Genomic DNA, 25,409 nt, shown 5'->3' on the forward strand with positions numbered 1-25,409 from the left:
AACAGCATGTGGACCTGGAAAGCAGACAGACCTGTTGCAGTGATTGTGATGATCCACGGAGCAAGTGAATATCACGGACGATATAAATGGCTGATTGAAATGTGGAGATCTTCGGGTTATCACGTTGTTATGGGCGATTTGCCGGGCCAGGGGACAACCACGAGGGCCAGAGGTCATATTCGCTCATTTCAAGAATACATTGATGAAGTAGAAACTTGGATAGATAAAGCGCGAACCTTTGAGCTGCCGGTATTTCTGCTCGGTCACAGCATGGGCGGCCTGGTCGCGATTGAATGGTTTAAGCAGCAAAGAAATCCCCGCATTACGGGAATTATTTTATCATCACCGTGTCTTGGACTGCAAATTAAAGTCAATAAAGCACTTGACCTTGCATCAAGAGGACTGAATGTTATTGCTCCGTCGCTTAAGGTTGATTCGGGATTATCAATTGATATGGCGACCCGCAATGAGGAAGTGATCGAGGCTGACCAAAATGACTCGTTGTATGTCAGGAAAGTATCTGTGAGATGGTACAGAGAACTGTTAAAAACAATTGAGTCAGCGATGGTGCCGACAGATGCGTTTTTGAGAGTCCCGCTTCTGGTTATGCAGGCCGGTGACGACAAGCTTGTCGACAAAACGATGGTTAAAAAGTGGTTTTCAGGTGTTGCTTCCCACAATAAAGCGTATAGAGAGTGGGAAGGGCTTTATCATGAAATATTTAATGAACCCGAAAGAGAAGATGTCTTTAAAGCAGCAAGAGCGTTTACTGATCAATATATTTGAACTAGTTGGGGGTGCATGTGTTGACAGTACCGGAACATCCTTTTGGACTGATGGCAAAAGTATATCGAGATATTTTTCCGCTCGTTCATCAAGAGCTGGACATATGGAAACAAAAATCAGAATCAATTCATAACAGTGAATTAAAAGCACAGGCAACCGCAAGCATACGAGACAAAACGTTCCACTGTGAAGGCGGCGGCATACTGGCCTTATTGTCAGGCAATCAAAAGCAGAAATGTGTCGAGTTTATCATTGCGTATCAAACGATCAGTGATTATCTGGACAATTTGTGTGACCGCAGCACCTCACTTGATCCGCAGGATTTTCGGATGCTCCACACCTCAATGCAGGACGCACTTACTGTGGGAGCAGAACCGCAAAATTACTATCAATTCAGAGAAGAACAGGATGACAGCGGATATTTGCATGAACTGGTCAAAACATGCCAGCGTGTACTTGGTTCCATTGAGCACTACGACATGATTAAACCTTATCTGCTTGAACTGTGCGGCTATTATTGTGATTTGCAGGTGCATAAGCACGTCATTGAGCATGAGCGTGTTCCGCGTCTTGAGAAGTGGTTTACTCAATATGCACCTGAACTGCCTGAGATGGAATGGTATGAATTTTCAGCCTGTGCAGGATCGACGCTGGGTATTTTCTGCCTTGTCGCGTATTCGTTCCAGCCTGATTTCACAGAAAACACCGCTAAAAAAATCCGCAATAGTTACTTTCCTTACATACAAGGTCTTCACATTCTGCTTGATTATTTGATTGATCAAGAGGAGGACTTGCTGGAAGGGGATTTGAATTTCTGCTCGTATTATCAGTCGCATGAAGAAATGATGAAGCGGCTTGAACACTTTATCCATAAAGCCGACGAACATTTGCAAGGCATTCCGCATGAAAACTTCCATCGTTTAATCAACCGCGGCTTGCTTGGCGTTTATTTGTCAGATGATAAAGTGGCGGGCCAAAAGGAAATGGGCCGGCTCGCGAAAAAGCTCATCAAAGCAAGCGGCAAAACCTCCTTTTTCTTCTATATCAACGGAAGAGCCTACCGTAAATTTCAAAAAATGGCCTGGATCAAAAATTCAAAGAAAAAAGCTCAAATCATTTGCTGATTTGAGCTTTTTTTTCGATGGCGACAATAAATGGCGGGTCATTTTGCTGATTGATAAATCCGTATGTTAATACGCGGGCTGTTTGCTGGTCCAAGTCCCGGCAAAAGTCGAGCACATCGTTTTTTTCAGCTTTGCCTTCCGGATGGCCATGATAGACGACCAGAACAATCAGGCCCTCATCTTTCATGATGCTGAGTAGCTGTTCGATTGCTTTGATCGTTGAACGGCCGTTCGTCGTAATCGATTTGTCCCCGCCCGGGAGATAGCCAAGGTTGAACACAGCAGCTGCTACTTTTCCATGCGTTTCCGGCGGAAGGGATTCGGCGATTTTGTCATGGCTTTTGTGAAATAAGGTTGTCCGTGCTTGATATGTGTCACCGAGCCGTTCCTTCGTATTGGCCACGGCTGATTCTTGGATGTCAAATGCGTATACATGGCCGTTTTCACCGACAAGCTCTGCTAAAAACTGCGTATCGTGTCCGTTGCCCATTGTCGCATCTACAACGATATCTCCTTCTCCCGCGGCCATTTTCAGCAGCTCTTTGCTGTAAGGAAGGATTTTTTTCAACATCATAGCGCTGATTCCTCCTCAAGCCGCTGAAAGAACTTTCCTTGATAGCTGCCGCGGTTTTCAAGCTCTTTATTAATGGCGCCAAGCACTTCCCATTTGTTGACGCTCCACATCGGCCCGATCATTAATTCTATCGGTCCGTCACCTGTAATGCGGTGGACGATCATTTCGGGTGGAATGATTTCAAGCTGATCGCAGACGAGCTGCACATATTCATCTTGAGAAAGGAATTCCAGTTTTCCCTTTTCATATTGCTTGACCATCGGTGTGCCTTTCAATAGGTGCAGCAAATGGATTTTAATGCCCTGTACGTCCAAATCTGCGACGGCCTTTGCCGTTTCCATCATCATGTTCCGGTCTTCCAAAGGCAGTCCGTTGATAATATGCGAGCAGACACGTATGCCGTGTTTTCTTAATTTATTGACGCCTTCCACATAGCAGTTAAAATCATGGGCACGGTTGATCAGAAGAGCAGTTCGTTCATGAACCGTTTGAAGCCCAAGCTCCACCCACAGATATGTGCGTTCATTCAGCTCTGCCAAATAGTCCACGACATCATCTGGCAGACAGTCCGGACGTGTGGCGATCGAAATGCCAACGACATCATCGAGCGCGAGGACGGATTCGAATTTCTCACGAAGCACCTCAACCGGCGCGTGCGTATTGGTGAAAGCCTGAAAGTAGGCGATGTATTTGCCGTCCTTCCATTTTTCGTGCATGCGGTTTTTGATGTCATGGAATTGCGTAATTAAATCATCGGCCCGATTTCCGGCAAAATCGCCTGAACCTGCTGCGCTGCAAAATGTACAGCCGCCGTGAGCAACGGTGCCGTCCCGGTTCGGACAGTCAAAGCCGCCGTCCAGCGCCACTTTAAACACCTTATGGCCAAAATGATCTCTCAGATGATAATTCAATGTATGATAGCGTTTTTCCGTATTTGAATAAGGAAAAGGATTGTTCTGCATCACAATTCATGTGCCTCCTTGCGTACAATTGCATCCTAAAATTGTAGCACGCATTTCACAAGAGAACAAATGAATATCGACCATAAATTACTTTATTGAACGAAGCCAGATGGGGCTACAATATGAATGATGGATTGTTTCCATTACCAAGAGGAGGGGTTACTGTGGCAACAAGACAATCAGTAGATGAACATCTCCAGCAATGTATGCAGGCGTATGATTATGCTGAAGAACAGCTGAAAGTCGCTTCTAAACAAGAGCATTATAACGATCAAGAATACAGTGATGCACAAATGCAGCTTGAAAACGCGGTAAATGCCTTGAATAAGCTGTGGCTGTCGTCAAATGATCAGCAGAGAGAACAGCTGTACAGAATGAGACTTCAGCTGCAAGCTTTACAAAATAATATGATCCTGCAGCACCCTCTTGATGTATAAGAAACGGACCCTTTTGATAAGGGTCCGTTTTTTTGTAAAAAAGGATTGACTTTGTACCTCAAAGTATTTATTGTATTAAGTGTACTAATTGGAGTAATACACTATAGACACTGATATCAAATCATTTATATATTGAACGTAAGGGAGGCAGTTATGAAATGAAACATAAAAAACGAAACAAACGTAACGTGCCAATGCTGATCGCTGCATCTGTGATCGCTTGTTCTTTTTTTCTTGTCCTTGTGATGATCGGTTTTGAATGGCAAAAATGTATAATTGATCAGTTTTATCTATAAAAGGTTCAGATCGTATAGAAAGTAGGGAAGTAAATGATTCAAATCGATCCAAGAAGCTCAACACCCATTTACGAACAAATTATTCAGCAAATGAAAGAGCTTTGTTTGAAAGGGATCATGAAGCCCGGTGATAAGCTTCCTTCTGTCAGAGAATTGGCGACGATCATTATTGCGAATCCGAACACTGTCAGCAAAGCGTACAAAGAGCTTGAGCGAGAGGGGATTATTGAAACGCTTCGGGGCAGAGGAACCTATATATCGGAGAATGCAAAAACGACACTGGTTGAAGGGAAGATGACGATGATTAAAGAGCAACTCAAACAGCTCATCATCGATGCACACTATGCAGGGGTTGAGCTGGAAAAACTGCACGAATGGATAAAGGAAATCAGCGCTGATGTGAAGGGAGGCAAAAAAAATGATTGAACTACTGCAGCTGTCAAAAGCGATTGATGGCAATCAAGTATTAAAAGATGTTTCATTAACAATCGAAAAAGGAGAAATCTTTGGATTGCTTGGACGCAATGGATCGGGCAAAACGACGATGCTTCGCTTAATCCAGCAAATCATTTTTGCCGACAGCGGGACGATCTTATTTGACGGCGTAGAAATTAAAAAGCATCCGAAGGTGAAACAGAATATCATCTACATGCCTGTCCAAAATCCTTTTTACGATAAGTATACATACAAGCAGCTTGTCGATATCCTGAGAAGAATATATCCGAAATTTGATGTTACGTACGCGAATGAACTGATGAACAGATACGAAATTCCGGAAACGAAAAAATACCGTGAGCTGTCAACGGGCTTGAAAAAACAGCTGTCACTCGTTCTGTCGTTTGCGGCGAGACCGGCGCTGATTCTCCTTGATGAGCCGACGGATGGAATAGACGCGGTGACAAGGCATGATGTGCTGCAGCTGATGGTCGATGAAGTGGCAGAGCGTGATACGAGCATTCTGATCACTTCTCACCGGCTTGAGGACATAGAGCGGATGTGCAACCGAATCGGTTTTCTCGAAGATAACAGGCTGACGAATGTGATGGATCTTGATGAGCTAAAAGAAGAATACATCAAAATTCAAATGGCGTTTGATACAGATGTCAATTTGGCCATCAGAGAGCAAAACATTCCGATGCTCGATCAGGCCGGCGTGTTCTATACGGTGCTGATTCGGAAAAGCGACGAAGAGAACAAGAGCTTTTTAAGAGAGCTGAAGCCAAAAGTGTGGAATGAGCTTCCTGTCAACTTGGAAGAAGTGTTCATTGCGAAGTTTGGAGGGAAGCGGAGATGGTAGACCGAGGCCTTCTCTATCGAGAGTGGAAGCAGAATCAAGTGATGCTTTTGTTAAGTATTGTGTTTTTAGTGCTGGCAAATCCGCTTTCTATCGTTAATACGTATTTGTCTTATCAAGGGTGCCTGGCTCATCAAGACCCGCAATATTGTGATTTTATTGTGAATTATAACGTAAGCAATCTGATAGATATCAACTGGGTGCCAGGTGTCATTTTGGCGGTCTGCTTCCTGGGAATGGAACGTTTGAAAGGCACGATGGATTTTATATTAAGCCTCCCATATAACAGAAGCCAAATTTTTCAGACGAAATTTTGGCTGGGCGGTTTTGTGATTGTGCTGTCACAATTGATTGGCTTTTTACTTGCATGGCTGCTGATTCTTGTCTATAACCCTGAACACGTCTACTTTTTTGAGCACAGCAGCGTTGGAGTAATTGTGATTAGTTTTATGGCTTATTGTTTGTTGATGGCTGCCGGAGCGTTAACTGGAAATGCTTTTGCCCAGTTATTAACGGCATTTGCTACTGCGGCATTGCCATATTTAATTGTTGCATTGCCGGTTGGGAACTTTGAAGTTGTTTTTGGTGTGAATATATGGGAAATGTTTCCTTCCCCTGAGGCATATGTCTCCCTGGTAAGCAATTTAACTTATCTAGTACCGATTAGTTACGTTGAAAATGGATGGCTGTCTGACAGTAAATATATTTTATTGATTCCAGCTGTAATGAGCATTCTATTTTACTTGATTGGCTTAATAAGCTTCAAAAAGCATCCAAGTGAACGAAACGGACACTTTTTCTTATGGAATAAATTAGATCGTCCGGTGCAAATTCTGGTTATGGCTTTCGGCATTCTTGGGTTTGGTTTATTTGGATACTCTACCGGACATTCCATTATTGGTTATATTATGGGAATGATCATTGGGGCAGTGGCTGGATTCTTTGTGAGCTACTTCTCTATTTATAAGAAAACAAAAGTGTAAGAAATGCCTTAGGTTTGGAGGGAAGTGAGTTGCCGGATTCCGGACTGCTTTATAAAGAATGGCGGCAGAATAAAGTCGCCTTAGCAATTACCATTTGGGTTTTTATATTGGGTAATCCTTTATCGATTTTAAATATGTATCTCATCTATCAAGGCTGTGTCACTGGAAAAGAAAATTGGGTCGGCCCCTGCGTATTCAGCGTTGATTATTTAAACAGCACATTTATCTCAGTATTTTGGATTTGGGGTGTGGTTTTGGCGGTCAGCCAGCTTGGGATTGAACGAAGCAAGGGCTACTTTGACTTTACATTAAGCCTTCCTTATACACGGGGGCAGATATTTCATGCGAAGTTTCTCACCGGCGGAATGGTGATTGTGATCCCGCAGCTCATAGGTTATGTTTTATCTGTTTTGCTAATTTTGTTTTTAAAGCCTGATCAGGCCGTTTATTTTCACAACTACAGCTTGGGAATGATCATTGTTAGCATACTGGCTTATTCTTTGGTTATGGCCGGAGGAGCTTTGACAGGCAATAGTTTCGCACAGCTTCTAGTCTCATTTACCGTAGCCATTTCGCCGTTTTTACTCATCAGCCTGCCTGCGATCAACCTCGAGATCCTTTTGGGCGTGTCAATCGATTTTATCCATGGTCCAGTACCCAAATGGGTGCAGTATTTCATTCCGATAATTTATGTAGACTCGAAATGGGCTGAGAATTCACCATATTATTTAGTGATTCCGGCTATCATGACTATCATCTTCTACGTCATCGGCTATATAAGTTTTGTCAAGCTTTCTAATGAAAGAAACGGGTATTTCTTCTTATGGAAGCCGCTTGACCGTCCGGTGCAGATCATCGTAGTTATCATAGGAATCTTGGGCTTTGGCTACTTTGGATTTTCTGCAAGCGAGAGCTTTGCCGGCTATCTCCTTGGCATGGCTGCAGGTGCCTTGATTGGTTTCTTCATTAGTTATTTTGCGATTTATAAAAAAATAAAACAGTTGTAAGGGAGAGAGAACATATGATAGATGTTCAGCATATTGACCATTCTTTCAAGATCGGGAAAAAGGGCCGTGAGAATGAAGTTCCAGTATTGAAGGATGTTTCATTACGTGTGGCGAAAGGGGAAATCGCCTGTATTGTCGGACGAAGCGGATCAGGTAAATCAACGCTTTTGAATTTAATATCAGGCTACATATCGCCGACAAAAGGGCGGATTGTCATTAATGGCACTGATGTTACGGGGTTTAATGAAAAGGAATGGGCGCAGTTTCGCCTTGACCATTTCGGCTTTATTTTCCAAAGCTTTCAGCTCATCCCGGGGTTAACGACGTATGAGAATGTTGAAATGCCGCTGGCGTTAAAAGGGATCAAACCGTCCGAGCGAAAGCAAAAGGTGCAGGATATGCTGAAACGCGTCGGTCTGGAAAATCACGCCGCTCATTATCCGAATGAACTGTCAGGCGGCCAGCAGCAGCGTGTCAGTATTGCCCGGGCGTTGATTTTAAATCCTTCGATTATCTTAGCGGATGAGCCGACGGGAAGCCTTGATTCAGAAACGGAACATGAAGTGCTGGAATTGATCCAGCAGCTGAATCGCGAGCGTGGCATTACATTTGTGATCATTACTCACGATGATGAAGTCGCTTCTATCGGGCATTCAAAATTTCAGCTTCATGATGGTGTGCTAAAAGGGGGAATTACCGTTGAGGTTTAAGGATCAGGTCCATTTTATCAGAAGAAATATGAAGAAAAACAGGCTTCGCGTCTTTATGACGATTCTGGCGACAACAATGGCGTGTGCGTTTTTGGTCGTGCTGTCGTCGGTTGGATTTGGGATTCAAAAGACGATTACAGATATGACAATGAGCCAGCAGATTGTAACAAAAGTCAGTGTAATGGGCAAGGAAGGGGACAAGCCGATTAAAAAAGCTGATTTAGAGAAGTATGATCACGTAAGGTCAGTTGTAGAAAGAACGCAAGTATATGAACCAAACAAAGCTACGTTAGGCAATCGAACAAATGAAAGCTCTAATCTCATCTTTACCAATATGAATGATGAATTAAAGGCCAATATGGAATTGGAAAAGGGTAGAGTCGCAAAGTCGGAAAATGAAATCGTAGTAGGATACGACTTCGCAAAGAGATTATTGACGAAAAAAGAATCGGAAGAATATAACAAAAAAATCGAAGAAGCAAAAGGAAATCCAGAAGATATAAAAGAACCAAAGGGCTATACGAAAGATATTCTGAACAAAACAATTGAACTAAGTGTATCGAAGACAGATCCTAAAACAGGGGATGTTACAAAAACAAAAACATATGACTTTAAAATTGTCGGTATTACAAAAAAACCATCTCAAGATTGGATGGAGGACTCAAACATCTTCATCAGTGATCAATTCAAAAAAGACTTTTCGGAATTTTTGGACTTCGAAGGCGGGAATGTTGAAACAAACATTGGCGTATTTGCTGATAAATTTGAGAATGTGGAACAGCTGACAAATGATCTAACAGATGACGGTTACTATGTTACTTCAGTGACTACCGAGCTTGAGGGAGCTAACACCTTCTTCATGGTCTTCAAAATCGGACTGATCTTCGTCGGATGTATCGCGGTTATCATCTCAGCGATCGGCATTTTTAACACAATGACGATGGCGGTTACAGAAAGAACGCAAGAGATCGGCATCATGAAAGCGATTGGGGCGAGTCCGTCTATCATTCGCCGAATGTTCCTAATGGAGAGCGCGTATATCGGGATTTTAGGCTGTGTGATTGGGATTATCATTTCTTACGGCGTAAGCTACCTTGTTAACCTGGCTGTTCCGATGATTCTTGCGGCGACAAGCGGGGGCGATGCAGGCGATTTGAATTACACTTTCTCCTACATCCCGGTCAGCCTTGTCATCATAGCCGTTGTGATTTGCGGAGGGGTTGCAGTCATTTCCGGCATGAACCCGGCAAGAAAAGCAACCAAAACCAACGTGCTGACAGCGTTGAGAAGAGAATTATAATGTGTACGAGCCGGCTGAGACAGCCGGCTTTCTCTATAGCGCATAATGGCGTTTTGCTATACACTTGATAAAAAAGGAAAAAGTGCGGTGAGTCGATTGTTTAAACTTTTGCTGATTGAAGATGATGAATCGCTGTTTCATGAAATGAAGGATCGTTTAACGGGATGGTCCTATGATGTATACGGCATTCAGGATTTCAGTCAAGTGCTGCAGGAATTTGCGGCGGTTAAGCCTGATTGTGTCATTATCGATGTACAGCTGCCTAAATTTGACGGCTTTCATTGGTGCCGGCTGATCCGCTCACGGTCAAATGTTCCGATTCTCTTTTTATCCTCCCGTGATCATCCTGCGGATATGGTGATGTCTATGCAGCTCGGAGCAGATGACTTTATTCAAAAGCCATTTCACTTTGATGTGCTGATTGCGAAAATCCAAGCGATTTTCCGGCGTGTGCATCATTATAATACGGAGCCGAGCACGATCAAAACATGGTGCGGGGCTGCCATAGACGCAGAGCAGAACCTCGTCAGCAATGACAAGGGCTCTGTTGAACTGACGAAAAATGAAATGTTCATTTTAAAACAATTGATAGAACATAAAAACAAGATTGTCAGCCGGGAAGAGCTGATTAGAAGCTTGTGGAATGATGAGCGTTTTGTGAGTGATAATACGTTGACTGTCAATGTCAATCGCCTGCGAAAAAAACTGGATGACCTGCAGCTTGGCGCATATATCGAGACAAAGGTCGGCCAAGGCTACATGGCGAAGGAAAAGGACCATTTCTATGATTAAAGCATTCCTTACCGAAAGGCGTAGCTGGATTGCCGCATTTTTGTTTCAGCAGGTTTTGATGTTGTTCATTGCTTTTGTTGATCCCTCCATTTCATTTGAAAATGTTCTCTATATGGTATATTTGTGTGTTTTATTTTTTACGATATTCCTTTGGCTTCGTTATCGGAAAGAAACGGCGTTTTATAAAAGCCTGAAAACATGGGAAAACAATCTTGATGTGACAGCAATAAATGAACCGGAAACGCCGTTTGAATCAATGGTTGAAAGCAGCATTACCGGGCAAACGGAACACTTGAAGCAAACCGCAGCCCGGCATCGCTTGGCATTAGAAAATGAAAAAGATGAGCTGCTGGCATGGATTCATGAGGTCAAAACCCCATTAACAGCAATGCATTTACTCATCGACAGAATGGAAGATCAAGCGTTAAAATCCCAGCTGTCATATGAATGGCTTCGTATTCACCTGCTTCTTGATCAGCAGCTTCATCAAAAACGCATGTCATTTATTGGAAATGATCTGTCTGTAGAATGTATCAAGCTACGGACTTTGATTTTCAAGGAGATTAAAGACTTACAATCGTGGTGTATTCAAAAAGGGATCGGCTTTGATATTCAGCTGGAGGCTGAGGAAGTGCTGAGCGATGCAAAATGGCTGGCGTTTATCATCAGGCAGCTGCTGACAAACGCAGTGAAATACAGTGAAGCTTCTGAAATTGAAATCAAAAGCTTTCAAAAAGGAGAGCGGACGCACCTCGAAGTGAGAGACTTCGGCAGGGGCATTGCGCCAAAAGATATGCCGCGTATTTTTGATAAAGGATTTACATCCACAACGAACCACCATGATCAAGCGTCCACTGGCATGGGGCTGTACCTCGCGAAAAAAGCAGCGAAGCCGTTATTGATCCATATTGATGTGCAATCGGAGTTCGGTGCGGGGACAGTTTTTACTTTAACCTTCCCAAAGCGGAATCAATTCGAACGTGTCATAAGCGTGTGACGAAAATGTCACATGCTTTTCTTTTTTGTTCGCCTAATCGAAGGAAAAGCCCGGCAATCCTTTTTATAATAACATTATCCAATACAAAGGAGACTGCGGAAATGATAATTTTAGAAGCGAATAAAATTCGAAAAAGCTATGGTAACAAGCTGAATAAACAAGAAGTGCTGAAGGGCATCGATATACACATTGAAAAGGGTGAATTCGTCAGTATTATGGGTGCCTCCGGTTCTGGCAAAACCACCTTGCTTAACGTACTGTCTTCGATTGATCAGGTCAGTCACGGAACAATCAACATTAACGGAAACGAAATGACTTCTATGAAGGAAAAGCAGCTCGCTGAATTTAGAAAACAGCATTTAGGCTTTATCTTTCAAGACTACAATTTGTTAGACACATTGACCGTGAAAGAGAATATTCTTCTGCCTTTATCGATCACGAAACTATCAAAAAAAGAAGCCAATCGCAAGTTTGAGGAAGTTGCAAAGGAACTGGGAATTTATGAATTGCGGGATAAGTATCCGAATGAAATTTCCGGCGGCCAGAAGCAGAGAACATCGGCCGGGAGAGCGTTTATTCATGACCCGAGCATTATCTTCGCTGATGAACCGACCGGCGCGCTTGATTCAAAATCGGCCTCCGATCTATTAAACAAGCTGAGCCAACTCAATCAAAAACGCAACGCCACGATTATTATGGTCACCCATGATCCTGTCGCGGCCAGCTACTGCGGCAGAGTCATTTTTATTAAGGATGGGCTCATGTATACGCAGCTGAATAAAGGGGGGCAAGACAGGCAGACGTTTTTCCAGGATATCATGAAAACGCAAGGCGTGTTAGGCGGGGTGCAGCATGAACATTAATCAGCTCATCCTGCGAAATCTGAAAAAAAATCTTCGGAATTACTATCTGTATGTGTTTGCGCTCATCTTTAGCGTGGCGCTTTATTTCGCTTTTGTCACACTGCAATATGACCCTGCGATTAACGAAGTGAAGGCTTCAATCAAGGGAGCCGCAGCCATTAAAACCGCCTCGATTTTGCTTGTCGCTGTAGTGGCGATCTTCATTTTATATGCCAATACCATTTTTATTAAGAGACGGAGTAAAGAAATCGGATTGTTTCAATTAATCGGAATGACGAAGCATAAAATCTTTCGCATCTTAAGTGCAGAAAATATCATGCTGTATTTCGGTTCTTTAGCGATCGGGGTAGTAGCTGGGTTTTCGATATCGAAGCTTGTCCTGATGATTCTGTTCAAAATTGTGGATGTCGAAGCTGATGCGAAACTGCATTTTTCCGGGCAAGCCTTGATCCAAACGATCATTGTGTTCTGCGGCATTTATCTTTTGATTATGATCATGAATTATACGTTTATCAAAAACCAGAGTATTTTATCTTTGTTTAAAGTGGCGTCTTCTACTGAAGATAAAGTGAAGAGAATATCATTTTTTCAGATGCTGGTCGGCGCTTTAGGCATTGTGCTGATTTTGACAGGATACTATGTGTCTTCTGAGCTGTTCGGCGGAAAATTTAAGACCATTAATGAACTGTTTGCTGCGATGAGCTTCATCCTGGGCACCGTAATAATCGGGACGTTTCTCTTTTATAGAGGATCGGTTACGTTTATCTCGAACATCATTCGAAAAAGCAAGGGCGGCTATTTAAATATTTCCGAGGTCCTGTCACTGTCATCAATCATGTTCAGAATGAAATCGAACGCGTTGCTGCTGACGATTATTACAACCGTTTCAGCACTCGCTATCGGGCTGTTATCGCTCGCTTATATTTCGTATTACTCGGCAGAAAAAACGGCTGAACAAAATGTAGCGGCTGATTTTTCATTCATGAATGAGAATGATGCCAAACGATTTGAGAGCAGTTTGATTGATCGTAACATCCCATTTGTAAAAAAAGTGACCCCTGTCCTGCAAGCAAATGTTGACATTGCAAATATCATGGATGGAACTCCGAAAGAGATGCAGGGGGATCCTAGCAACATGCAGCTTGCTGTTGTCAGCGACAAAGAAGTAAAAGGAGTCGATGTGGAGGCTGGAGATGCCGTTTTCTCAGGATACACCGACTTGCTGCAAAAAATAATGGTTTTCAAAGACTCGGGTGTGATCAAAGTCAAAAGCAAGCATGAGACGCAACCATTACACTATAAAGGATTAAGAGAAGAGTTTCTTGTATCCTACACGTTTACAAGCGGGGGCATGCCCGCTGTCATTGTGGATGACAGCTTGTTTAAGCGGCTGAACCAAGATAAAGACCCCCGCATTCAGCTCGCGCAATCTGAATTTATTGGCATCAATGTGAAGCATGAAGACCAGCTTGAAAAAGCAAATGAGCTTTTTCAACAGGTGAACAAGAAAAACGAGCATTTATCAAGAATGGATACAAGCATTGCGCAAAAATCTCTGTTTGGTCTCGTGATGTTCATCGTCGGCTTCTTAGGACTAACGTTCTTGATTACATCAGGATGTATCCTTTATTTTAAACAAATGGGTGAAAGTGAAGATGAGAAACCGAATTATACGATTTTGAGAAAACTTGGTTTTACGCAGGGGGACCTGATAAAGGGGATACGCATCAAACAAATGTACAACTTTGGCATTCCGCTGGTTGTCGGCCTTTTCCACAGCTACTTCGCCGTCCAATCCGGCTGGTTCTTATTCGGATCAGAGGTGTGGACGCCGATGATCGTGGTGATGGTGTTATATACTGCGCTCTATTCGATTTTTGGTTTTCTGTCAGTTGTTTATTATAAGAAGGTTATTAAATCTTCGTTGTAAAATGCAAAAGCTCCAGAGATTCTGGAGCTTTTTGTTTATCGTTTTGGCGCTCGGTAACCTGCTGCCTCAGCTTCTTCAACTGAACAAAACATTTCAGCCGGGTCGGTTGTCCGGTCATAGTATGTACTGCCCGGCGTGTGGTAGATGCCGTTTTTGCTTCCTTTGATATTACAGCCTTCTGCTGTGTCAGCTGTTTTGGCTTCATCATTTTTATAGGTATTGCTTGAAGAACTTCCAGTGTCTTCATGAGAATTGGCAGTTTGGCTTTTCGCCTCTTTTAATTGCTTTTCAAGCTTTGTTTTATCTTGTTGGAGTGTTTCATTTTCAGCTTTTATCGTTTTTGTATCTTCTTTGAGCTGTTTTTGCTTTTCTTGAAGCTCTTTAATTTCAGCTTTTAATGATTTCTGAGTCTTTTTAAGTTCGCTATTTTCTTTTTCAAGCTTGTTAAGCTTGTCTTGATCTTCTGGATCGTCTTTCAATTTCTTTGCTTCAGATCTGACAGATTTATATTCTTTTTCAAGTTCTTCATGCTCTTTTGAGAGACTTTTATATTCGGCGTTTAGTGCTGAATATTTCTTCTCAGCATTTGCTGCGGCAGTATCAGGTTCTGACAATCCTGCTCCGGTGAAGAGCAGCACGAGGCCTCCTATGAAAAGCGTCCAAAAGAGTCTCTTGGAGAAACGTTTTTCCTTTTTCAGTACAAATCTGACCAGGTGATACAATCCGTAGCCAAGCGAAATGAGACATGCAAAAAAACCTAAGAATGCTAAAATCATTTCCATGAAATTACCCCTTTTTCTCTTTATTTTACATTTTGCGAACAATATTTGTTAGATTTTTTCACGCTCATCAGTTGAAAAATGTGAACTAGACAGATAGAATGAATGTGCTATGATAACTGGATTTGTACGGAGCCGTTTTAGGTTTCGTTTTTTTCATGAGCTTTTTTAGGGAAGAAAGGGGGATGAGTATGCCGCGTGCTCTTAAAATTTTAATTATTGGAATGTTTATTAATGTGACGGGTGCTTCTTTTTTATGGCCGCTGAATACGATTTATATCCACAATCATTTAGGAAAGTCATTAACCGTAGCGGGGCTTGTCCTCATGCTGAATTCAGGTGCCAGTGTGGCTGGAAACTTATGCGGCGGTTTTTTGTTTGATAAAATCGGCGGCTTTAAATCGATTATGCTTGGGATTGCGATTACGTTGGCAAGCTTGATGGGCCTTGTCTTTTTTCATGATTGGCCGGCCTATATTATACTGCTGACGATTGTGGGCTTTGGTTCTGGTGTTGTTTTTCCGGCCAGCTACGCAATGGCGGGATCGGTATGGCCTGAAGGCGGAAGGAAGGCATTTAATGCGATTTATGTCGCGCAAAATGCGGGTGTGGCGGTCGGTTCAGCGCTTGGCGGTGTCGTGGCGTCATTCTCGTTTTCATATGTATTTTTGGCGAATGCTGCTTTGTATCTGGTCTTTTTCTTTATCGTATATTTCGGATTTCGAAATATTCAGACGAAGGATGCGTCTCAAACGTCTGTGCTTGATTATGATGCTGTAAACAGCAAAGCAAAATTTGCTGCACTCATTATATTAAGCAGCGGCTATGTGCTTGGATGGCTGGCCTATTCTCAGTGGTCTACCACGATTGCTTCGTACACACAAAGCATTGGAATCTCTCTTTCCTTATACAGTGTGCTGTGGACGGTTAACGGAATTTTAATTGTGCTTGGCCAGCCGCTTGTCAGCTTTGTGGTGAAAAAATGGGCGGAGTCCCTGAAAGCGCAAATGGTCATCGGTTTTATCATTTTTATTGTGTCTTACTGCATGCTGCTGACGGCAAAGCAATTTCCCATGTTTCTGGCTGCGATGGTGATTCTGACCATCGGGGAAATGCTTGTTTGGCCTGCGGTGCCGACGATTGCCAACCAGCTTGCCCCCAAAGGGAAAGAAGGATTTTATCAAGGCTTTGTCAACAGCGCGGCGACAGGCGGCAGAATGATTGGTCCGCTGTTCGGAGGGGTGCTTGTCGACCATTACGGCATCCGTGCACTTGTTTTATCTCTTTTGGTTTTGCTGATGATCAGTATTGCCACAACGCTTTTCTATGACAAACGGATAAAAGCGGCTAAAGAAACAAATAAGCAGGCATCAATGTCTTCATAATAAAAGATCCCGCCGGATGAGCGGGATCTTTTTACATTATCGGGAGCACGTTAACGGCATCCTTTACATTTGAATATGTTTTCAGCGATGAAAAATTGGCATCCAGTTTATTCATTTTCATGGCTAATTCAGGCTTAATGCCGGTAATGATTAGTTCAGTTCCGGTCAATTTCAGCAAATGGCTCAGCTTGAAAATCTGGTCGGCGGTTTGTTCATTTACTTGTGCCAATCCTGATAAATCAATGATTAAATAATCGTCCTTGGATGTTGATAAGATATTCGTCAATGTGCAGACGATGGAATTAAATCGTTCCTCTGTCAGGTTGCCGATCAGCGGAAGAGCCGAAATGCCGTTGCGAATCGGGACAATCGGCGTTGAAAGTGCAGTTATTTCAGTGAGGGAATCCTCTAGAAGCTTTTCATACTCTTTTTGCTGGGTGATGTCTTTTTGAATTCCAACAAAATAGGTCTTGCCTTCGATCTCGAGCGGATCAATATTTAATTCATTCCAGAACATTGTTCCGTCTTTTTTGTAGTTTTGGATCTGTGCAGTAACCGGCTCTTTATTTTGCAGTGCGGTTCTGATGTTGGATACTTCAGCGGGGTCTGTGTGTTTCCCCTGTAAGAAGCGGCAGTTCTTTCCTAAAATCTCCTCAGCTTCAAAGCCGGTCATTTGAACAAAGCCTTGATTGACGTAGACAATAGGGTTGTCCTCAAGTGCGGGATCCGTAATCACCACACCGACCCGCGCGTGATCAAGCGCTTTTTTGATGACTTCCATCTGTCCTTGTACTCCAAATGATTGAAAACTAGCCATATAAATCCCCCTTAGGCTGTCTGCTAACTGCGCGAAAGCCTGGTATTCCCCTTTTTTTAATGAATTCTACAGTAACCGTAGCACAACACATGTTCTGATTCAAGCAAGCGCAGTTTGTTGTTTGTCATTCGGGCTTGTCCTCGTATACACTAAAAATAAGAACAGAGATTGAACATATGAACGGAAGAATATTGTATAAGCTTAATAAGTGACTAGGTCAATGTCACTGGGTGAAAAATGAATCTAATGCATCAAGCTTACCGATCATGTGTTCACATATAATGGAAGAAACAAGCTTTTTCAGATTTGCCAGTATGTAGATATCGAAAATCATCGGAATCGTTTAAGGGGGCTGGATGGCCTGAAGTCGCTTTACGAAATAAGGGCTTTAGGAAGGTGATGATGAAGATGCTGCATCAGGTACTCATTGCTTGTGTAATTGGAGGAATCATGGGGATTCTCGGTCATGTGAAAAAGAGAGGCAGGCTGGAGAAGCCCAGAATGACGAAGCGGTTTATCTACCTTGGATTTTTGGAAGATTGGTTTATCGGCATGACGGCTTCCATTTTACTTGTATTATCCGCTGACCCCGATTCAGGAATTCAACTTGTCATCTTATCCATTATCTCAGGCTACGGCGGTGAAGCTGTTCTCAGAAGTTTTGACTTTGTAAGAGAACTGAACAGCGGCGGCGAACCGGCCGAGTCCAAACGTCAAACCAAAACTCCACCCGAATAATTGTCCTCAATCTCCGCCCGTTCAGGGTACATTCCCATTGTATACAAACCTGCTTGCACTTATGAACAGAATTCTATAAAATACAGTTAAGATTACGGTTGCGATAAGAACAATGAAGAGGAGCAGTAAGAAGCAGATATTGTTGCAGAGAGTTGACGGCTGGTGAAAGTCAATCAAGTTTGTTTCTGAACTCACCTCAGAGTTGCAGCGGTGAAAAGCCGCTGACGCATAACTGCGTTAAAAGTATCAAGTGAGTGCGGCGAATGCCGCGCTAACGAGGGTGGTACCGCGGGAAAACGAAAGTCTCTCGTCCCTTTTTGGGATGAGGGAGTTTTTTTTAGTTTGGGAATATTCTGAATATATTTCTCTCCTTCCCGTCAATACTTAAACCATACACGCCGTATTCAATCAGAAGGAGGTTTTTACTTTGAGTTTTCAGCACAAAGAGATAGAAAAGAAATGGCAAACATATTGGCTTGAAAACAAAACATTTGCCACTCTTGATCATAATGAAAAACAAAAATTTTACGCGCTGGACATGTTCCCTTATCCGTCTGGAGCAGGGTTGCACGTCGGCCATCCTGAAGGATTTACAGCGACAGATATCCTGTCCCGCATGAAGCGTATGCAGGGCTATGATGTCCTTCATCCAATGGGCTGGGATGCATTCGGCCTGCCGGCTGAACAATACGCGCTTGACACAGGGAATGACCCTGCTGTGTTTACGAAGCAGAATATCGATAATTTCCGCCGCCAAATTCAGTCGCTTGGCTTCTCATATGACTGGGATCGTGAAATCAACACGACTGATCCTGAATACTATAAATGGACGCAATGGATTTTCTTAAAGCTGTACGAAAAAGGCCTTGCTTACGTTGACGAAGTGCCTGTAAACTGGTGCCCTGCACTTGGAACGGTTCTTGCCAACGAAGAAGTCATTGACGGCAAGAGCGAACGCGGCGGCCATCCGGTTGAAAGACGCCCAATGAAGCAGTGGATGCTGAAAATTACAGCATATGCGGACAGGCTTCTTGAAGACTTGGAAGAGCTTGACTGGCCGGAAAGCATTAAAGATATGCAGCGCAACTGGATCGGCCGTTCAGAAGGCGCCCACGTTCATTTTGCTATAGATGGACATGATGAATCCTTTACAGTGTTTACGACAAGACCAGATACGCTGTTTGGCGCTACATACACTGTACTTGCCCCAGAGCATGCATTGGTGGAAAAGATCACAACAGCAGAGCAGAAAGAAGCTGTTGAAGCATATATTAAAGAAATTCAATCTAAGAGTGATCTTGAGCGTACGGATCTTGCGAAAACGAAGACAGGCGTTTTTACCGGAGCTTATGCGATCAATCCTGTAAACGGAGAAAAATTGCCGATCTGGATTGCGGATTATGTTCTTGCTTCATACGGAACAGGTGCTGTCATGGCTGTTCCTGGTCACGATGAGCGTGATTTTGAATTCGCTAAAACATTCGGCCTTCCGGTGAAGGAAGTCGTGAAAGGCGGAAACGTTGAGGAAGCAGCGTACACTGGCGATGGCGAGCATGTGAACTCTAATTTCCTGAACGGCCTTAACAAGCAGGAAGCGATTGAGAAAGTGATCGCTTGGCTGGAAGAAACGAAAAACGGTGAGAAGAAAGTGACGTACCGTCTGCGCGACTGGCTCTTCAGCCGCCAGCGTTATTGGGGTGAGCCGATTCCGGTCATTCATTGGGAAGACGGAACATCCACGGCTGTGCCGGAAGAGGAGCTGCCGCTGATTTTACCGAAAACGGATGAAATCAAACCGAGCGGAACAGGCGAATCACCGCTTGCGAACATTAAAGAGTGGGTGGAAGTCACAGACCCTGAAACAGGGAAAAAAGGAAGAAGAGAAACGAACACAATGCCGCAATGGGCGGGAAGCTGCTGGTATTTCTTGCGCTATATTGATCCCCGCAATCCGGATCAGCTGGCATCACCAGAGAAATTGGAAAAATGGCTTCCGGTTGATATGTATATCGGCGGTGCAGAACATGCCGTGCTTCATCTTCTGTATGCCCGCTTCTGGCATAAGTTCCTTTATGATATCGGTGTAGTGCCGACGAAAGAACCGTTCCAAAAGCTGTACAATCAAGGAATGATTCTCGGCGAAAACAACGAAAAAATGAGTAAATCTAAAGGGAATGTTGTCAACCCTGACGAAATTGTTGCTTCTCACGGCGCTGATACACTGAGATTGTACGAAATGTTCATGGGACCGCTTGATGCTTCAATTGCCTGGTCTGAATCAGGCTTAGACGGCGCGCGCCGCTTCCTAGATCGCGTATGGCGCCTGTTTGTTGAAGACAATGGTGAGCTAAATGGCAAAATCGTTGAAGGCGCCGGTGAAACTTTAGAGCGTGTGTATCATGAAACAGTCATGAAAGTGACAGACCATTATGAAGGCCTTCGTTTCAACACGGGTATTTCCCAGCTGATGGTCTTTATTAATGAAGCGTATAAAGCAGCAGAGCTGCCGAAAGAATATATGGAAGGTTTTGTGAAGCTTCTTTCTCCTGTCGCGCCTCACTTAGCGGAGGAGCTTTGGGAGAAGCTTGGCCATTCCGGCACGATTGCATACGAAGCTTGGCCTGTATATGACGAAACGAAACTTGTGGATGATGAAGTTGAAATCGTTGTTCAGCTGAACGGAAAAGTAAAAGCGAAATTACAGGTTCCTGCCGATGCGACGAAAGAACAGCTGGAACAGCTTGCTCAAGCAGATGAAAAGGTCAAAGAGCAGCTTGAAGGCAAAACGATTCGAAAAATCATCGCGGTGCCTGGTAAGCTCGTCAATATTGTGGCAAACTAAGCCTAGAAAAAATCCCCTTTGCCAAAAGGGGATTTTTTTCATCAGTCTCTGAATAGCAATCGTCAGGCTGACTTTGATATACTGAACATGATTATTGTGAATGGGAGTGTTTTCTTTGGAAATAAAAGAAATCAGCACAGCCGCTTTGAAAGAAAAAATTGAGGCGGACGAAGAATTATATTTAATTGATGTAAGAGAAGATGAAGAAGTTGCGGAAGGCATGATCCCGCAAGCTGTTCATATTCGCATGGGAGATATTCCTGAAAAAATGGATACCCTTGATAAAGACAAAGAGTACGTGTTTATCTGCCGCTCAGGAATGCGCAGCATGAATGTCTGCAGGTATTTGGATGAGCAAGGCTTTAAAACAGTCAATGTTGAAGGCGGCATGATGGCCTGGGAAGGCGAAACAAAACCAAAAAACTAGGGGAAGCGGTCCCTAGTTTTTTTATTTGTATTCCGGCAGCCAATCACCGTGGGCTTCAAATAAGTCGTCACACATGGAGATGATGTCATTCAAGGAAAGCTCCGCGCTTGTATGCGGATCAAGCATTGCAGCTTGATAGACCGCTTCTTTTTTCTGTGTAACAGCGGCTTCAATTGTCATCAGCTGTGTATTAATATTGGTCCGGTTTAAGGCTGCAAGCTGCTCAGGCAGTTCGCCGGCGAAGCACGGCGTAATTTTTTTTCTGTCAGCGACACATGTCACTTCTACAACCGCTTTTGAAGGCAGATTGGTAATCAGTCCTGTATTCAAGACGTTTCCCCCGAAGGTGAACGGCTCGTTTGTTTCCATTGCTTCTATAATTCTCGAACCGTATTCCTTTGAACGTTCATGCGTAAGGTTTTTATTGTTGACGATATCATCCCGCATTTTCTCCCAATTTTGAATCTGTTTCACGCATCTTCTCGGATATTCGTCAAGCGGGATTTGCAGCTCGCTGATCAGCTCGGGATAATTCCGTTTAATAAAGTAAGGGTGGTATTCTGCGTTGTGTTCGGAGGATTCCGTCACATAATAGCCGAACTTATCCATCAATTCAAACCGCACCATATCATGATGCTTTGTTTTTTGTTTTTCTTTTGCTCTTCTTTTAATTTCCGGATAGAGATCTGCACCATCTTTTTTGACTTCCAAAAGCCAGGACATATGATTGATTCCTGCGATGCGTTCCTCGATTCCATCATGCTCCATTCCGAGAGATTTGAATAAATCCTTCGTGCACACTTGAACACTGTGGCAAAGCCCGATTGTTTTGATATTCGTATAGCGGAGCATGGCGCCTGTAAGAGTGGCCATTGGATTTGTATAATTTAAAAACCACGCATCCGGGCACATTTCCTCCATATCTTTTGCGATATCAAATAAGACCGGGATTGTTCTGAGTGATCTAAAGATCCCGCCGATTCCGACTGTGTCGGCAATCGTCTGACGCAGCCCGTACCGTTTGGGAATCTCGAAATCGATGACTGTGCTTGGTTTATATCCGCCAACCTGGATCGCATTGATGACATAGCTTGCGTTCTGCAAGGCTAGTTTTCTGTCATCGTAGCTGTTGATGGCAACGCTCGGATTATAGCGGTCTCTCAGATTTTCAAGCATGAGCTGGGATTCCCGCAGGCGTTTTGGATCAATGTCATATAGGGCGAATTCAAATCCATTCAGCGCTTCTGTTAATAAGCAGTCTCCCAAAACATTTTTCGCGAAGATGGTGCTTCCTGCACCGATAAATGTGATTTTTTTCATAATGCTTCCTCCTTAATGTTATCCCTTTACCGCTCCGGATGACAGGCCGGCAATAAAGTATTTTTGCAGCGCCAAAAACAGAATAACCATCGGCAGCATCGCCATGAGCGCGGCTGCGGCAACTAAATGCAGGTTGTTGGCGTTTTCTCCGAAAAAACCTGCCATGGCAACTGTTAATGTCTGTACCTTTTGATCTTGTAAAAAGAAAATGGCGAATTGATAGTCGTTCCATATGAAGACACAGGAAATAATACAGATTGTCGCAGTGATCGGCTTCAGCAGAGGAAACACGATCGTAAAAAAGATTTTCAGCATGCCTGCGCCGTCAATTCTTGCGGCTTCCTCAAGCTCTTTTGGAATGGTCGAACGGATAAAGCCTGAATACAAGAATACGGTTAACGGCATATAAGCGGCTGTATTGATCAAAATGGCGATAGCGTGTGTATTGACCATTCCGGCGTCCACGACCATCCGGTACAAAGGCACCATGGACGTTAATGGAGGGATGATCATAATGGAAATCAACAGGGCAAAAACGGCTTTATTCAGCTTCGTTTCCCGCCGGGCAAGAGGGTAGGCGGCAAGTGAGCCGAATACGATCAATAACAAGGCAGAAAAAACAGTGATGATGATGGTGTTCATAAAAGAGTTTCCGAGCGAAGCGCGCTCCCATGCGTCTGAAAAATTGTGGAAGGAGATGTCGGCTGGAAACAGCCATTTCGAACTGTAGTCCCCTTTTGCTTTTAAAGAAGTGGTCAGCAGGATGTAAAAAGGAATAAAATGCGCACAGGCCACAATGGCGGCAAGAATCGTAATGATCCGCATGTTTTTTGAACGGGCGGCTTTCATGACATTTCCGTCTCCTTTCTTTTAAAGTACGCTAGCGCACAAAAGCTGATGATCAAAATGACAAATGCCATAAATATGCCTTGGGTTGCGGCATAACCGGCATCCTGCCGTTTGAAGTACAAATCATACATAAATGTGGACATGGACTGCGACGCATTTCCGGGCCCCCCTGCGGTGAGCGCGATAATGACGTCAAACAGCTTTAAGCCTCCGATAATGTTGATCACCATATTAATCGTGATTGAGGGCATTAACAGCGGCAGCGTGATCGTGAAAAACTGCTGCCCTTGTTTCGCTCCATCCATTTGCGCCGCTTCATAGTAGTCTTTTGGAATGCTTTGCAGGCCTGCTAAGTAGACAACCATAGCAATCCCGACATATTGATAGGTGTTAATCATGACAATGATCCATGGATTGAGTGATGGACTGGCGAGCGCATTGATCGGGCTGATGCCGAATACACCCAGTAAATCGTTGAGCGCGCCTCCGTCGTAGGAGAAGAAAAAGTACCAAATGTAGCCCATAATGAGCGGGCTGATCATGACCGGCAAATACACAATTGTTCTAGTTATCGCTTTCATTTTGATGCTTTGATTCAATAGCAGGGCGTACAAGAGTCCAACCACATTCTGAAAAAAGGTGCTGCCGAGCCCGTAAAGCAGTGTGTTTTTTAAGATGTGCCAGGTGTCAGGATCAGATAACAGCCTTTCATATTGCGCGAATCCCACCCATTGGTAGACTTGTGAAAAGCCGTTCCAGTTTGTAAAGGTGATCAATGCGCCTTTCACAAACGGATAAATCATAAAGACCAGTACGGAGAGCAAAGCAGGAATATACATCCACCAAAGTGAGGACTGCTTTTTTGGCTTAACCTGTTTCACATGAACGTCCCTTGCGATCTCACTCATTGTTCTTCAGCTCCCTGTGTTTCCGATTGCTCCCGAAGTCGTTTGTATTCTCTGCCCAGCTTTTTCGAAATCTCTTGAGGCGTCAAAATGTCAGCCGCAAGCTCCTGCCCGACCGTGCCAAGGACATCCCACATTCCGTTTGGCAGGTATAACCGATCGAAGTAAGGCTCGACTTTGACATCTTGATAATGCTCATAATCGTTTGCGTAAAAAATATCAGCTTTTACATGAGTCAGACCCGAAGGAAGCGACGTGGCCTCAGCCATTTGTTTGGCATTTGCGGGACGGGCCATAAATGCGATAAATTCTTTTGCCTCTTTTAAGTGAGGCGAATCTTTCCATGCTGCAAGCGTATAGCGTTCCCCGCCGATCCATATTGGGTCATCACCGGCATGTATGGCAGGTGTCGGGATAATGCCGACCTTGACGTTCGGATTGATCTGGGCAACGTCTTGGCCGAGTGTGCCGCCTTGCATCGTAAAGGCGATTTTGTTTTGGGCCATTAATTCAATGAGCTGTGATTTTTTTGCAGTTACAGCGTCAATATTGATTAGTTTTTCTTTCTGCATTTGTTTAAGGATCTCTGATAAATAAGTGAATTTGCTCCATTGAAAAGTACCGTTGATGAGCTGTTTTGTTTCATTATGGGCAGGATCTGTGATGAGAAGAGGTGTAGCGAATTGGTCGTAATATTGGGCGAATGAGCTTTTGTCATATCCGGCAAACCAGAAGGGCACAATCTTTCCCTTACTCTTTTCTCTAATCGTTCTCAGTGCTTTCATAAAGTCATCCATGGTTTCCGGCAGATCAATGCCGTAACGGTTTAAAATATTACGGTTATACGCCAAACCGTCTTTTGCCTGATTGATCGGATAGGCATACACCTTTCCATTCTTATTTTTGAGGATGCTGTTTAAATTTGGGTCAAGGTTTTGAGTCCATTCCATCTCATGGAGATCGGCGGTATATTCTCCGTACCTGATTTTTCCCCAGCCATGTGTATCGAAAAGATCAGGCAAGTCATTGGCAGCCATTCTCACACGCATCATATTTTCATAGTCATTGCCTGGGAAATGAAGGCTGACACGAATGTCACTGTGTTCCTTTTCAAACGCTGCCGCCAACTTTCTGAACGTATCTCTTTCACTGTCGGTTGACATTGTAGAATAAATAGTTAACGTCTGTTTTGCGGTATCTGCTGAGCTTTTCTCTGCTGAGCAGCCGGGCAGAGTAAGCAGAATAAGAGAGAGAAATAAAACAAATATGTGTTTCATCTTTTCCTCCTTATC

At 43.6% G+C, this 25,409-nt stretch carries 26 protein-coding genes and 1 other annotated feature; of the genes, 18 read left to right on the plus strand and 8 right to left on the minus strand.

Annotated features, from left to right (window positions below):
- Positions 1 to 6: 6 nt before the first annotated feature.
- Both ytpA and tbcS read left to right on the plus strand, forming a co-directional pair.
- Positions 7 to 786 carry a phospholipase YtpA gene (gene ytpA / locus MOC09_RS09590; protein ID WP_268359908.1) on the plus strand — a complete coding sequence of 260 codons (780 nt, stop codon included), beginning with the start codon at positions 7 to 9 and terminating at the stop codon, positions 784 to 786.
- Positions 787 to 806: 20 nt separating this feature from the next.
- On the plus strand, positions 807 to 1,910 hold the full coding sequence (gene tbcS, locus MOC09_RS09595) for a tetraprenyl-beta-curcumene synthase (protein ID WP_268370361.1): 1,104 nt from the start codon (positions 807 to 809) through the stop codon (positions 1,908 to 1,910).
- On the opposite strand, the gene MOC09_RS09600 is transcribed toward tbcS, so the two are convergent.
- Positions 1,900 to 2,484 carry a tRNA (mnm(5)s(2)U34)-methyltransferase gene (locus MOC09_RS09600; RefSeq protein ID WP_268359912.1) on the minus strand — a complete coding sequence of 195 codons (585 nt, stop codon included), beginning with the start codon at positions 2,482 to 2,484 and terminating at the stop codon, positions 1,900 to 1,902. The genes tbcS and MOC09_RS09600 overlap by 11 nt on opposite strands.
- On the minus strand, positions 2,481 to 3,449 hold the full coding sequence (locus tag MOC09_RS09605) for a TIGR01212 family radical SAM protein (RefSeq protein WP_268359914.1): 969 nt from the start codon (positions 3,447 to 3,449) through the stop codon (positions 2,481 to 2,483). The genes MOC09_RS09600 and MOC09_RS09605 overlap by 4 nt, the downstream gene beginning before the upstream one ends.
- A gap of 161 nt (positions 3,450 to 3,610) precedes the next feature.
- Here MOC09_RS09605 and MOC09_RS09610 point away from each other — a divergent pair, with 161 nt between their 5' ends.
- The 12 genes from MOC09_RS09610 (at position 3,611) to MOC09_RS09665 (ending at position 14,055) form a co-directional block, all read left to right on the plus strand.
- The gene (locus tag MOC09_RS09610; protein ID WP_268359915.1) at positions 3,611 to 3,883 is read left to right on the plus strand and encodes a YtzC family protein; all 273 of its coding nucleotides are present in this window, start codon (positions 3,611 to 3,613) and stop codon (positions 3,881 to 3,883) included.
- Between the two features lie 158 nt (positions 3,884 to 4,041).
- Positions 4,042 to 4,179: a hypothetical protein gene (locus MOC09_RS09615; protein ID WP_268359917.1), complete on the plus strand. Its 138-nt coding sequence runs from the start codon at positions 4,042 to 4,044 to the stop codon at positions 4,177 to 4,179.
- A gap of 33 nt (positions 4,180 to 4,212) precedes the next feature.
- The gene (gene ytrA / locus MOC09_RS09620; protein ID WP_003229121.1) at positions 4,213 to 4,605 is read left to right on the plus strand and encodes a GntR family transcriptional regulator YtrA; all 393 of its coding nucleotides are present in this window, start codon (positions 4,213 to 4,215) and stop codon (positions 4,603 to 4,605) included.
- On the plus strand, positions 4,598 to 5,476 hold the full coding sequence (gene ytrB / locus MOC09_RS09625; protein WP_268370362.1) for an ABC transporter ATP-binding protein YtrB: 879 nt from the start codon (positions 4,598 to 4,600) through the stop codon (positions 5,474 to 5,476). The genes ytrA and ytrB overlap by 8 nt, the downstream gene beginning before the upstream one ends.
- Positions 5,470 to 6,456 (plus strand): ABC transporter permease YtrC, encoded by a 987-nt coding sequence (gene ytrC / locus MOC09_RS09630; RefSeq protein ID WP_268370363.1) that lies wholly within the window; start codon positions 5,470 to 5,472, stop codon positions 6,454 to 6,456. Before ytrB ends, ytrC begins: the two co-directional genes overlap by 7 nt.
- Positions 6,457 to 6,485: 29 nt before the next feature.
- The gene (gene ytrD / locus MOC09_RS09635) at positions 6,486 to 7,463 is read left to right on the plus strand and encodes an ABC transporter permease YtrD (protein WP_268370364.1); all 978 of its coding nucleotides are present in this window, start codon (positions 6,486 to 6,488) and stop codon (positions 7,461 to 7,463) included.
- A 14-nt stretch (positions 7,464 to 7,477) separates the two neighbouring features.
- Complete coding sequence (ytrE, locus tag MOC09_RS09640) at positions 7,478 to 8,173, plus strand: ABC transporter ATP-binding protein YtrE (RefSeq protein ID WP_047183063.1); 696 nt, start codon at positions 7,478 to 7,480, stop codon at positions 8,171 to 8,173.
- Positions 8,163 to 9,473 carry an ABC transporter permease YtrF gene (gene ytrF / locus MOC09_RS09645; protein WP_268370365.1) on the plus strand — a complete coding sequence of 437 codons (1,311 nt, stop codon included), beginning with the start codon at positions 8,163 to 8,165 and terminating at the stop codon, positions 9,471 to 9,473. Before ytrE ends, ytrF begins: the two co-directional genes overlap by 11 nt.
- 96 nt (positions 9,474 to 9,569) lie before the next feature.
- Entirely contained in the window at positions 9,570 to 10,265 is a 696-nt protein-coding gene (gene bceR / locus MOC09_RS09650) for a two-component response regulator BceR (protein WP_268359926.1), read from the plus strand.
- Positions 10,258 to 11,262: a HAMP domain-containing histidine kinase gene (locus tag MOC09_RS09655; RefSeq protein ID WP_268370366.1), complete on the plus strand. Its 1,005-nt coding sequence runs from the start codon at positions 10,258 to 10,260 to the stop codon at positions 11,260 to 11,262. Before bceR ends, MOC09_RS09655 begins: the two co-directional genes overlap by 8 nt.
- A gap of 101 nt (positions 11,263 to 11,363) precedes the next feature.
- Positions 11,364 to 12,125: a bacitracin ABC transporter ATP-binding protein BceA gene (bceA, locus tag MOC09_RS09660; protein ID WP_268359522.1), complete on the plus strand. Its 762-nt coding sequence runs from the start codon at positions 11,364 to 11,366 to the stop codon at positions 12,123 to 12,125.
- Positions 12,115 to 14,055: an ABC transporter permease gene (locus MOC09_RS09665; RefSeq protein WP_268359519.1), complete on the plus strand. Its 1,941-nt coding sequence runs from the start codon at positions 12,115 to 12,117 to the stop codon at positions 14,053 to 14,055. The genes bceA and MOC09_RS09665 overlap by 11 nt, the downstream gene beginning before the upstream one ends.
- Positions 14,056 to 14,090: 35 nt before the next feature.
- Here MOC09_RS09665 and MOC09_RS09670 read toward each other — a convergent pair whose 3' ends face one another.
- On the minus strand, positions 14,091 to 14,837 hold the full coding sequence (locus MOC09_RS09670; RefSeq protein ID WP_268370367.1) for an LMBR1 domain-containing protein: 747 nt from the start codon (positions 14,835 to 14,837) through the stop codon (positions 14,091 to 14,093).
- A 188-nt stretch (positions 14,838 to 15,025) separates the two neighbouring features.
- Here MOC09_RS09670 and MOC09_RS09675 point away from each other — a divergent pair, with 188 nt between their 5' ends.
- Positions 15,026 to 16,219: an MDR family MFS transporter gene (locus MOC09_RS09675; RefSeq protein ID WP_268359507.1), complete on the plus strand. Its 1,194-nt coding sequence runs from the start codon at positions 15,026 to 15,028 to the stop codon at positions 16,217 to 16,219.
- Between the two features lie 31 nt (positions 16,220 to 16,250).
- Here the strand turns inward: MOC09_RS09675 and MOC09_RS09680 are convergent, their stop codons facing one another.
- Positions 16,251 to 17,036 carry a blue-light photoreceptor gene (locus MOC09_RS09680; protein ID WP_268359505.1) on the minus strand — a complete coding sequence of 262 codons (786 nt, stop codon included), beginning with the start codon at positions 17,034 to 17,036 and terminating at the stop codon, positions 16,251 to 16,253.
- Between the two features lie 402 nt (positions 17,037 to 17,438).
- On the opposite strand from MOC09_RS09680, the gene MOC09_RS09685 reads away from it, so the two are divergent.
- From MOC09_RS09685 to MOC09_RS09695, 3 genes are all read left to right on the plus strand, one after another.
- Complete coding sequence (locus MOC09_RS09685) at positions 17,439 to 17,774, plus strand: DUF4257 domain-containing protein (protein WP_003246114.1); 336 nt, start codon at positions 17,439 to 17,441, stop codon at positions 17,772 to 17,774.
- A gap of 103 nt (positions 17,775 to 17,877) precedes the next feature.
- Positions 17,878 to 18,092: a binding site (T-box leader), on the plus strand.
- Between the two features lie 109 nt (positions 18,093 to 18,201).
- A complete protein-coding gene (leuS, locus tag MOC09_RS09690; RefSeq protein WP_268370368.1) occupies positions 18,202 to 20,616 on the plus strand; it encodes a leucine--tRNA ligase in 2,415 nt (804 codons plus the stop codon).
- A 115-nt stretch (positions 20,617 to 20,731) separates the two neighbouring features.
- Positions 20,732 to 21,043: a rhodanese-like domain-containing protein gene (locus MOC09_RS09695; protein ID WP_003237998.1), complete on the plus strand. Its 312-nt coding sequence runs from the start codon at positions 20,732 to 20,734 to the stop codon at positions 21,041 to 21,043.
- A 21-nt stretch (positions 21,044 to 21,064) separates the two neighbouring features.
- Here the strand turns inward: MOC09_RS09695 and melA are convergent, their stop codons facing one another.
- Genes melA through MOC09_RS09715 form a run of 4 tightly spaced genes read right to left on the minus strand, consistent with a single transcriptional unit; the run spans position 21,065 to position 25,394 of the window.
- Positions 21,065 to 22,363 carry an alpha-galactosidase MelA gene (melA, locus tag MOC09_RS09700; protein WP_268370369.1) on the minus strand — a complete coding sequence of 433 codons (1,299 nt, stop codon included), beginning with the start codon at positions 22,361 to 22,363 and terminating at the stop codon, positions 21,065 to 21,067.
- Between the two features lie 18 nt (positions 22,364 to 22,381).
- Positions 22,382 to 23,212, minus strand: coding sequence for a carbohydrate ABC transporter permease (locus MOC09_RS09705; RefSeq protein WP_268370370.1), 831 nt, complete (start codon positions 23,210 to 23,212; stop codon positions 22,382 to 22,384).
- The gene (locus MOC09_RS09710; protein ID WP_268370371.1) at positions 23,209 to 24,120 is read right to left on the minus strand and encodes a carbohydrate ABC transporter permease; all 912 of its coding nucleotides are present in this window, start codon (positions 24,118 to 24,120) and stop codon (positions 23,209 to 23,211) included. Before MOC09_RS09710 ends, MOC09_RS09705 begins: the two co-directional genes overlap by 4 nt.
- Positions 24,117 to 25,394, minus strand: a complete 1,278-nt coding sequence (locus tag MOC09_RS09715; RefSeq protein WP_268370372.1) for an extracellular solute-binding protein — start codon at positions 25,392 to 25,394, stop codon at positions 24,117 to 24,119. Before MOC09_RS09715 ends, MOC09_RS09710 begins: the two co-directional genes overlap by 4 nt.
- Positions 25,395 to 25,409: the final 15 nt, after the last annotated feature.

It is taken from the genome of Bacillus sp. N12A5 (assembly GCF_026790125.1).
GTDB lineage: Bacteria > Bacillota > Bacilli > Bacillales > Bacillaceae > Bacillus.

What these genes read in the sequence shown, in the direction of transcription:
- ytpA (WP_268359908.1), top strand. Translation starts at nt 7, where the DNA reads ATGTGGACCTGGAAAGCAGACAGACCTGTTGCAGTGATTGTGATGATC.
- MOC09_RS09600 (WP_268359912.1), bottom strand. Translation starts at nt 2,484, where the DNA reads ATGATGTTGAAAAAAATCCTTCCTTACAGCAAAGAGCTGCTGAAAATG.
- MOC09_RS09615 (WP_268359917.1), top strand. Translation starts at nt 4,042, where the DNA reads ATGAAACATAAAAAACGAAACAAACGTAACGTGCCAATGCTGATCGCT.
- ytrA (WP_003229121.1), top strand. Translation starts at nt 4,213, where the DNA reads ATGATTCAAATCGATCCAAGAAGCTCAACACCCATTTACGAACAAATT.
- ytrB (WP_268370362.1), top strand. Translation starts at nt 4,598, where the DNA reads ATGATTGAACTACTGCAGCTGTCAAAAGCGATTGATGGCAATCAAGTA.
- ytrC (WP_268370363.1), top strand. Translation starts at nt 5,470, where the DNA reads ATGGTAGACCGAGGCCTTCTCTATCGAGAGTGGAAGCAGAATCAAGTG.
- ytrE (WP_047183063.1), top strand. Translation starts at nt 7,478, where the DNA reads ATGATAGATGTTCAGCATATTGACCATTCTTTCAAGATCGGGAAAAAG.
- MOC09_RS09655 (WP_268370366.1), top strand. Translation starts at nt 10,258, where the DNA reads ATGATTAAAGCATTCCTTACCGAAAGGCGTAGCTGGATTGCCGCATTT.
- bceA (WP_268359522.1), top strand. Translation starts at nt 11,364, where the DNA reads ATGATAATTTTAGAAGCGAATAAAATTCGAAAAAGCTATGGTAACAAG.
- MOC09_RS09665 (WP_268359519.1), top strand. Translation starts at nt 12,115, where the DNA reads ATGAACATTAATCAGCTCATCCTGCGAAATCTGAAAAAAAATCTTCGG.
- MOC09_RS09670 (WP_268370367.1), bottom strand. Translation starts at nt 14,837, where the DNA reads ATGGAAATGATTTTAGCATTCTTAGGTTTTTTTGCATGTCTCATTTCG.
- MOC09_RS09675 (WP_268359507.1), top strand. Translation starts at nt 15,026, where the DNA reads ATGCCGCGTGCTCTTAAAATTTTAATTATTGGAATGTTTATTAATGTG.
- MOC09_RS09680 (WP_268359505.1), bottom strand. Translation starts at nt 17,036, where the DNA reads ATGGCTAGTTTTCAATCATTTGGAGTACAAGGACAGATGGAAGTCATC.
- MOC09_RS09685 (WP_003246114.1), top strand. Translation starts at nt 17,439, where the DNA reads ATGAAGATGCTGCATCAGGTACTCATTGCTTGTGTAATTGGAGGAATC.
- melA (WP_268370369.1), bottom strand. Translation starts at nt 22,363, where the DNA reads ATGAAAAAAATCACATTTATCGGTGCAGGAAGCACCATCTTCGCGAAA.
- MOC09_RS09705 (WP_268370370.1), bottom strand. Translation starts at nt 23,212, where the DNA reads ATGAAAGCCGCCCGTTCAAAAAACATGCGGATCATTACGATTCTTGCC.
- MOC09_RS09710 (WP_268370371.1), bottom strand. Translation starts at nt 24,120, where the DNA reads ATGAGTGAGATCGCAAGGGACGTTCATGTGAAACAGGTTAAGCCAAAA.
- MOC09_RS09715 (WP_268370372.1), bottom strand. Translation starts at nt 25,394, where the DNA reads ATGAAACACATATTTGTTTTATTTCTCTCTCTTATTCTGCTTACTCTG.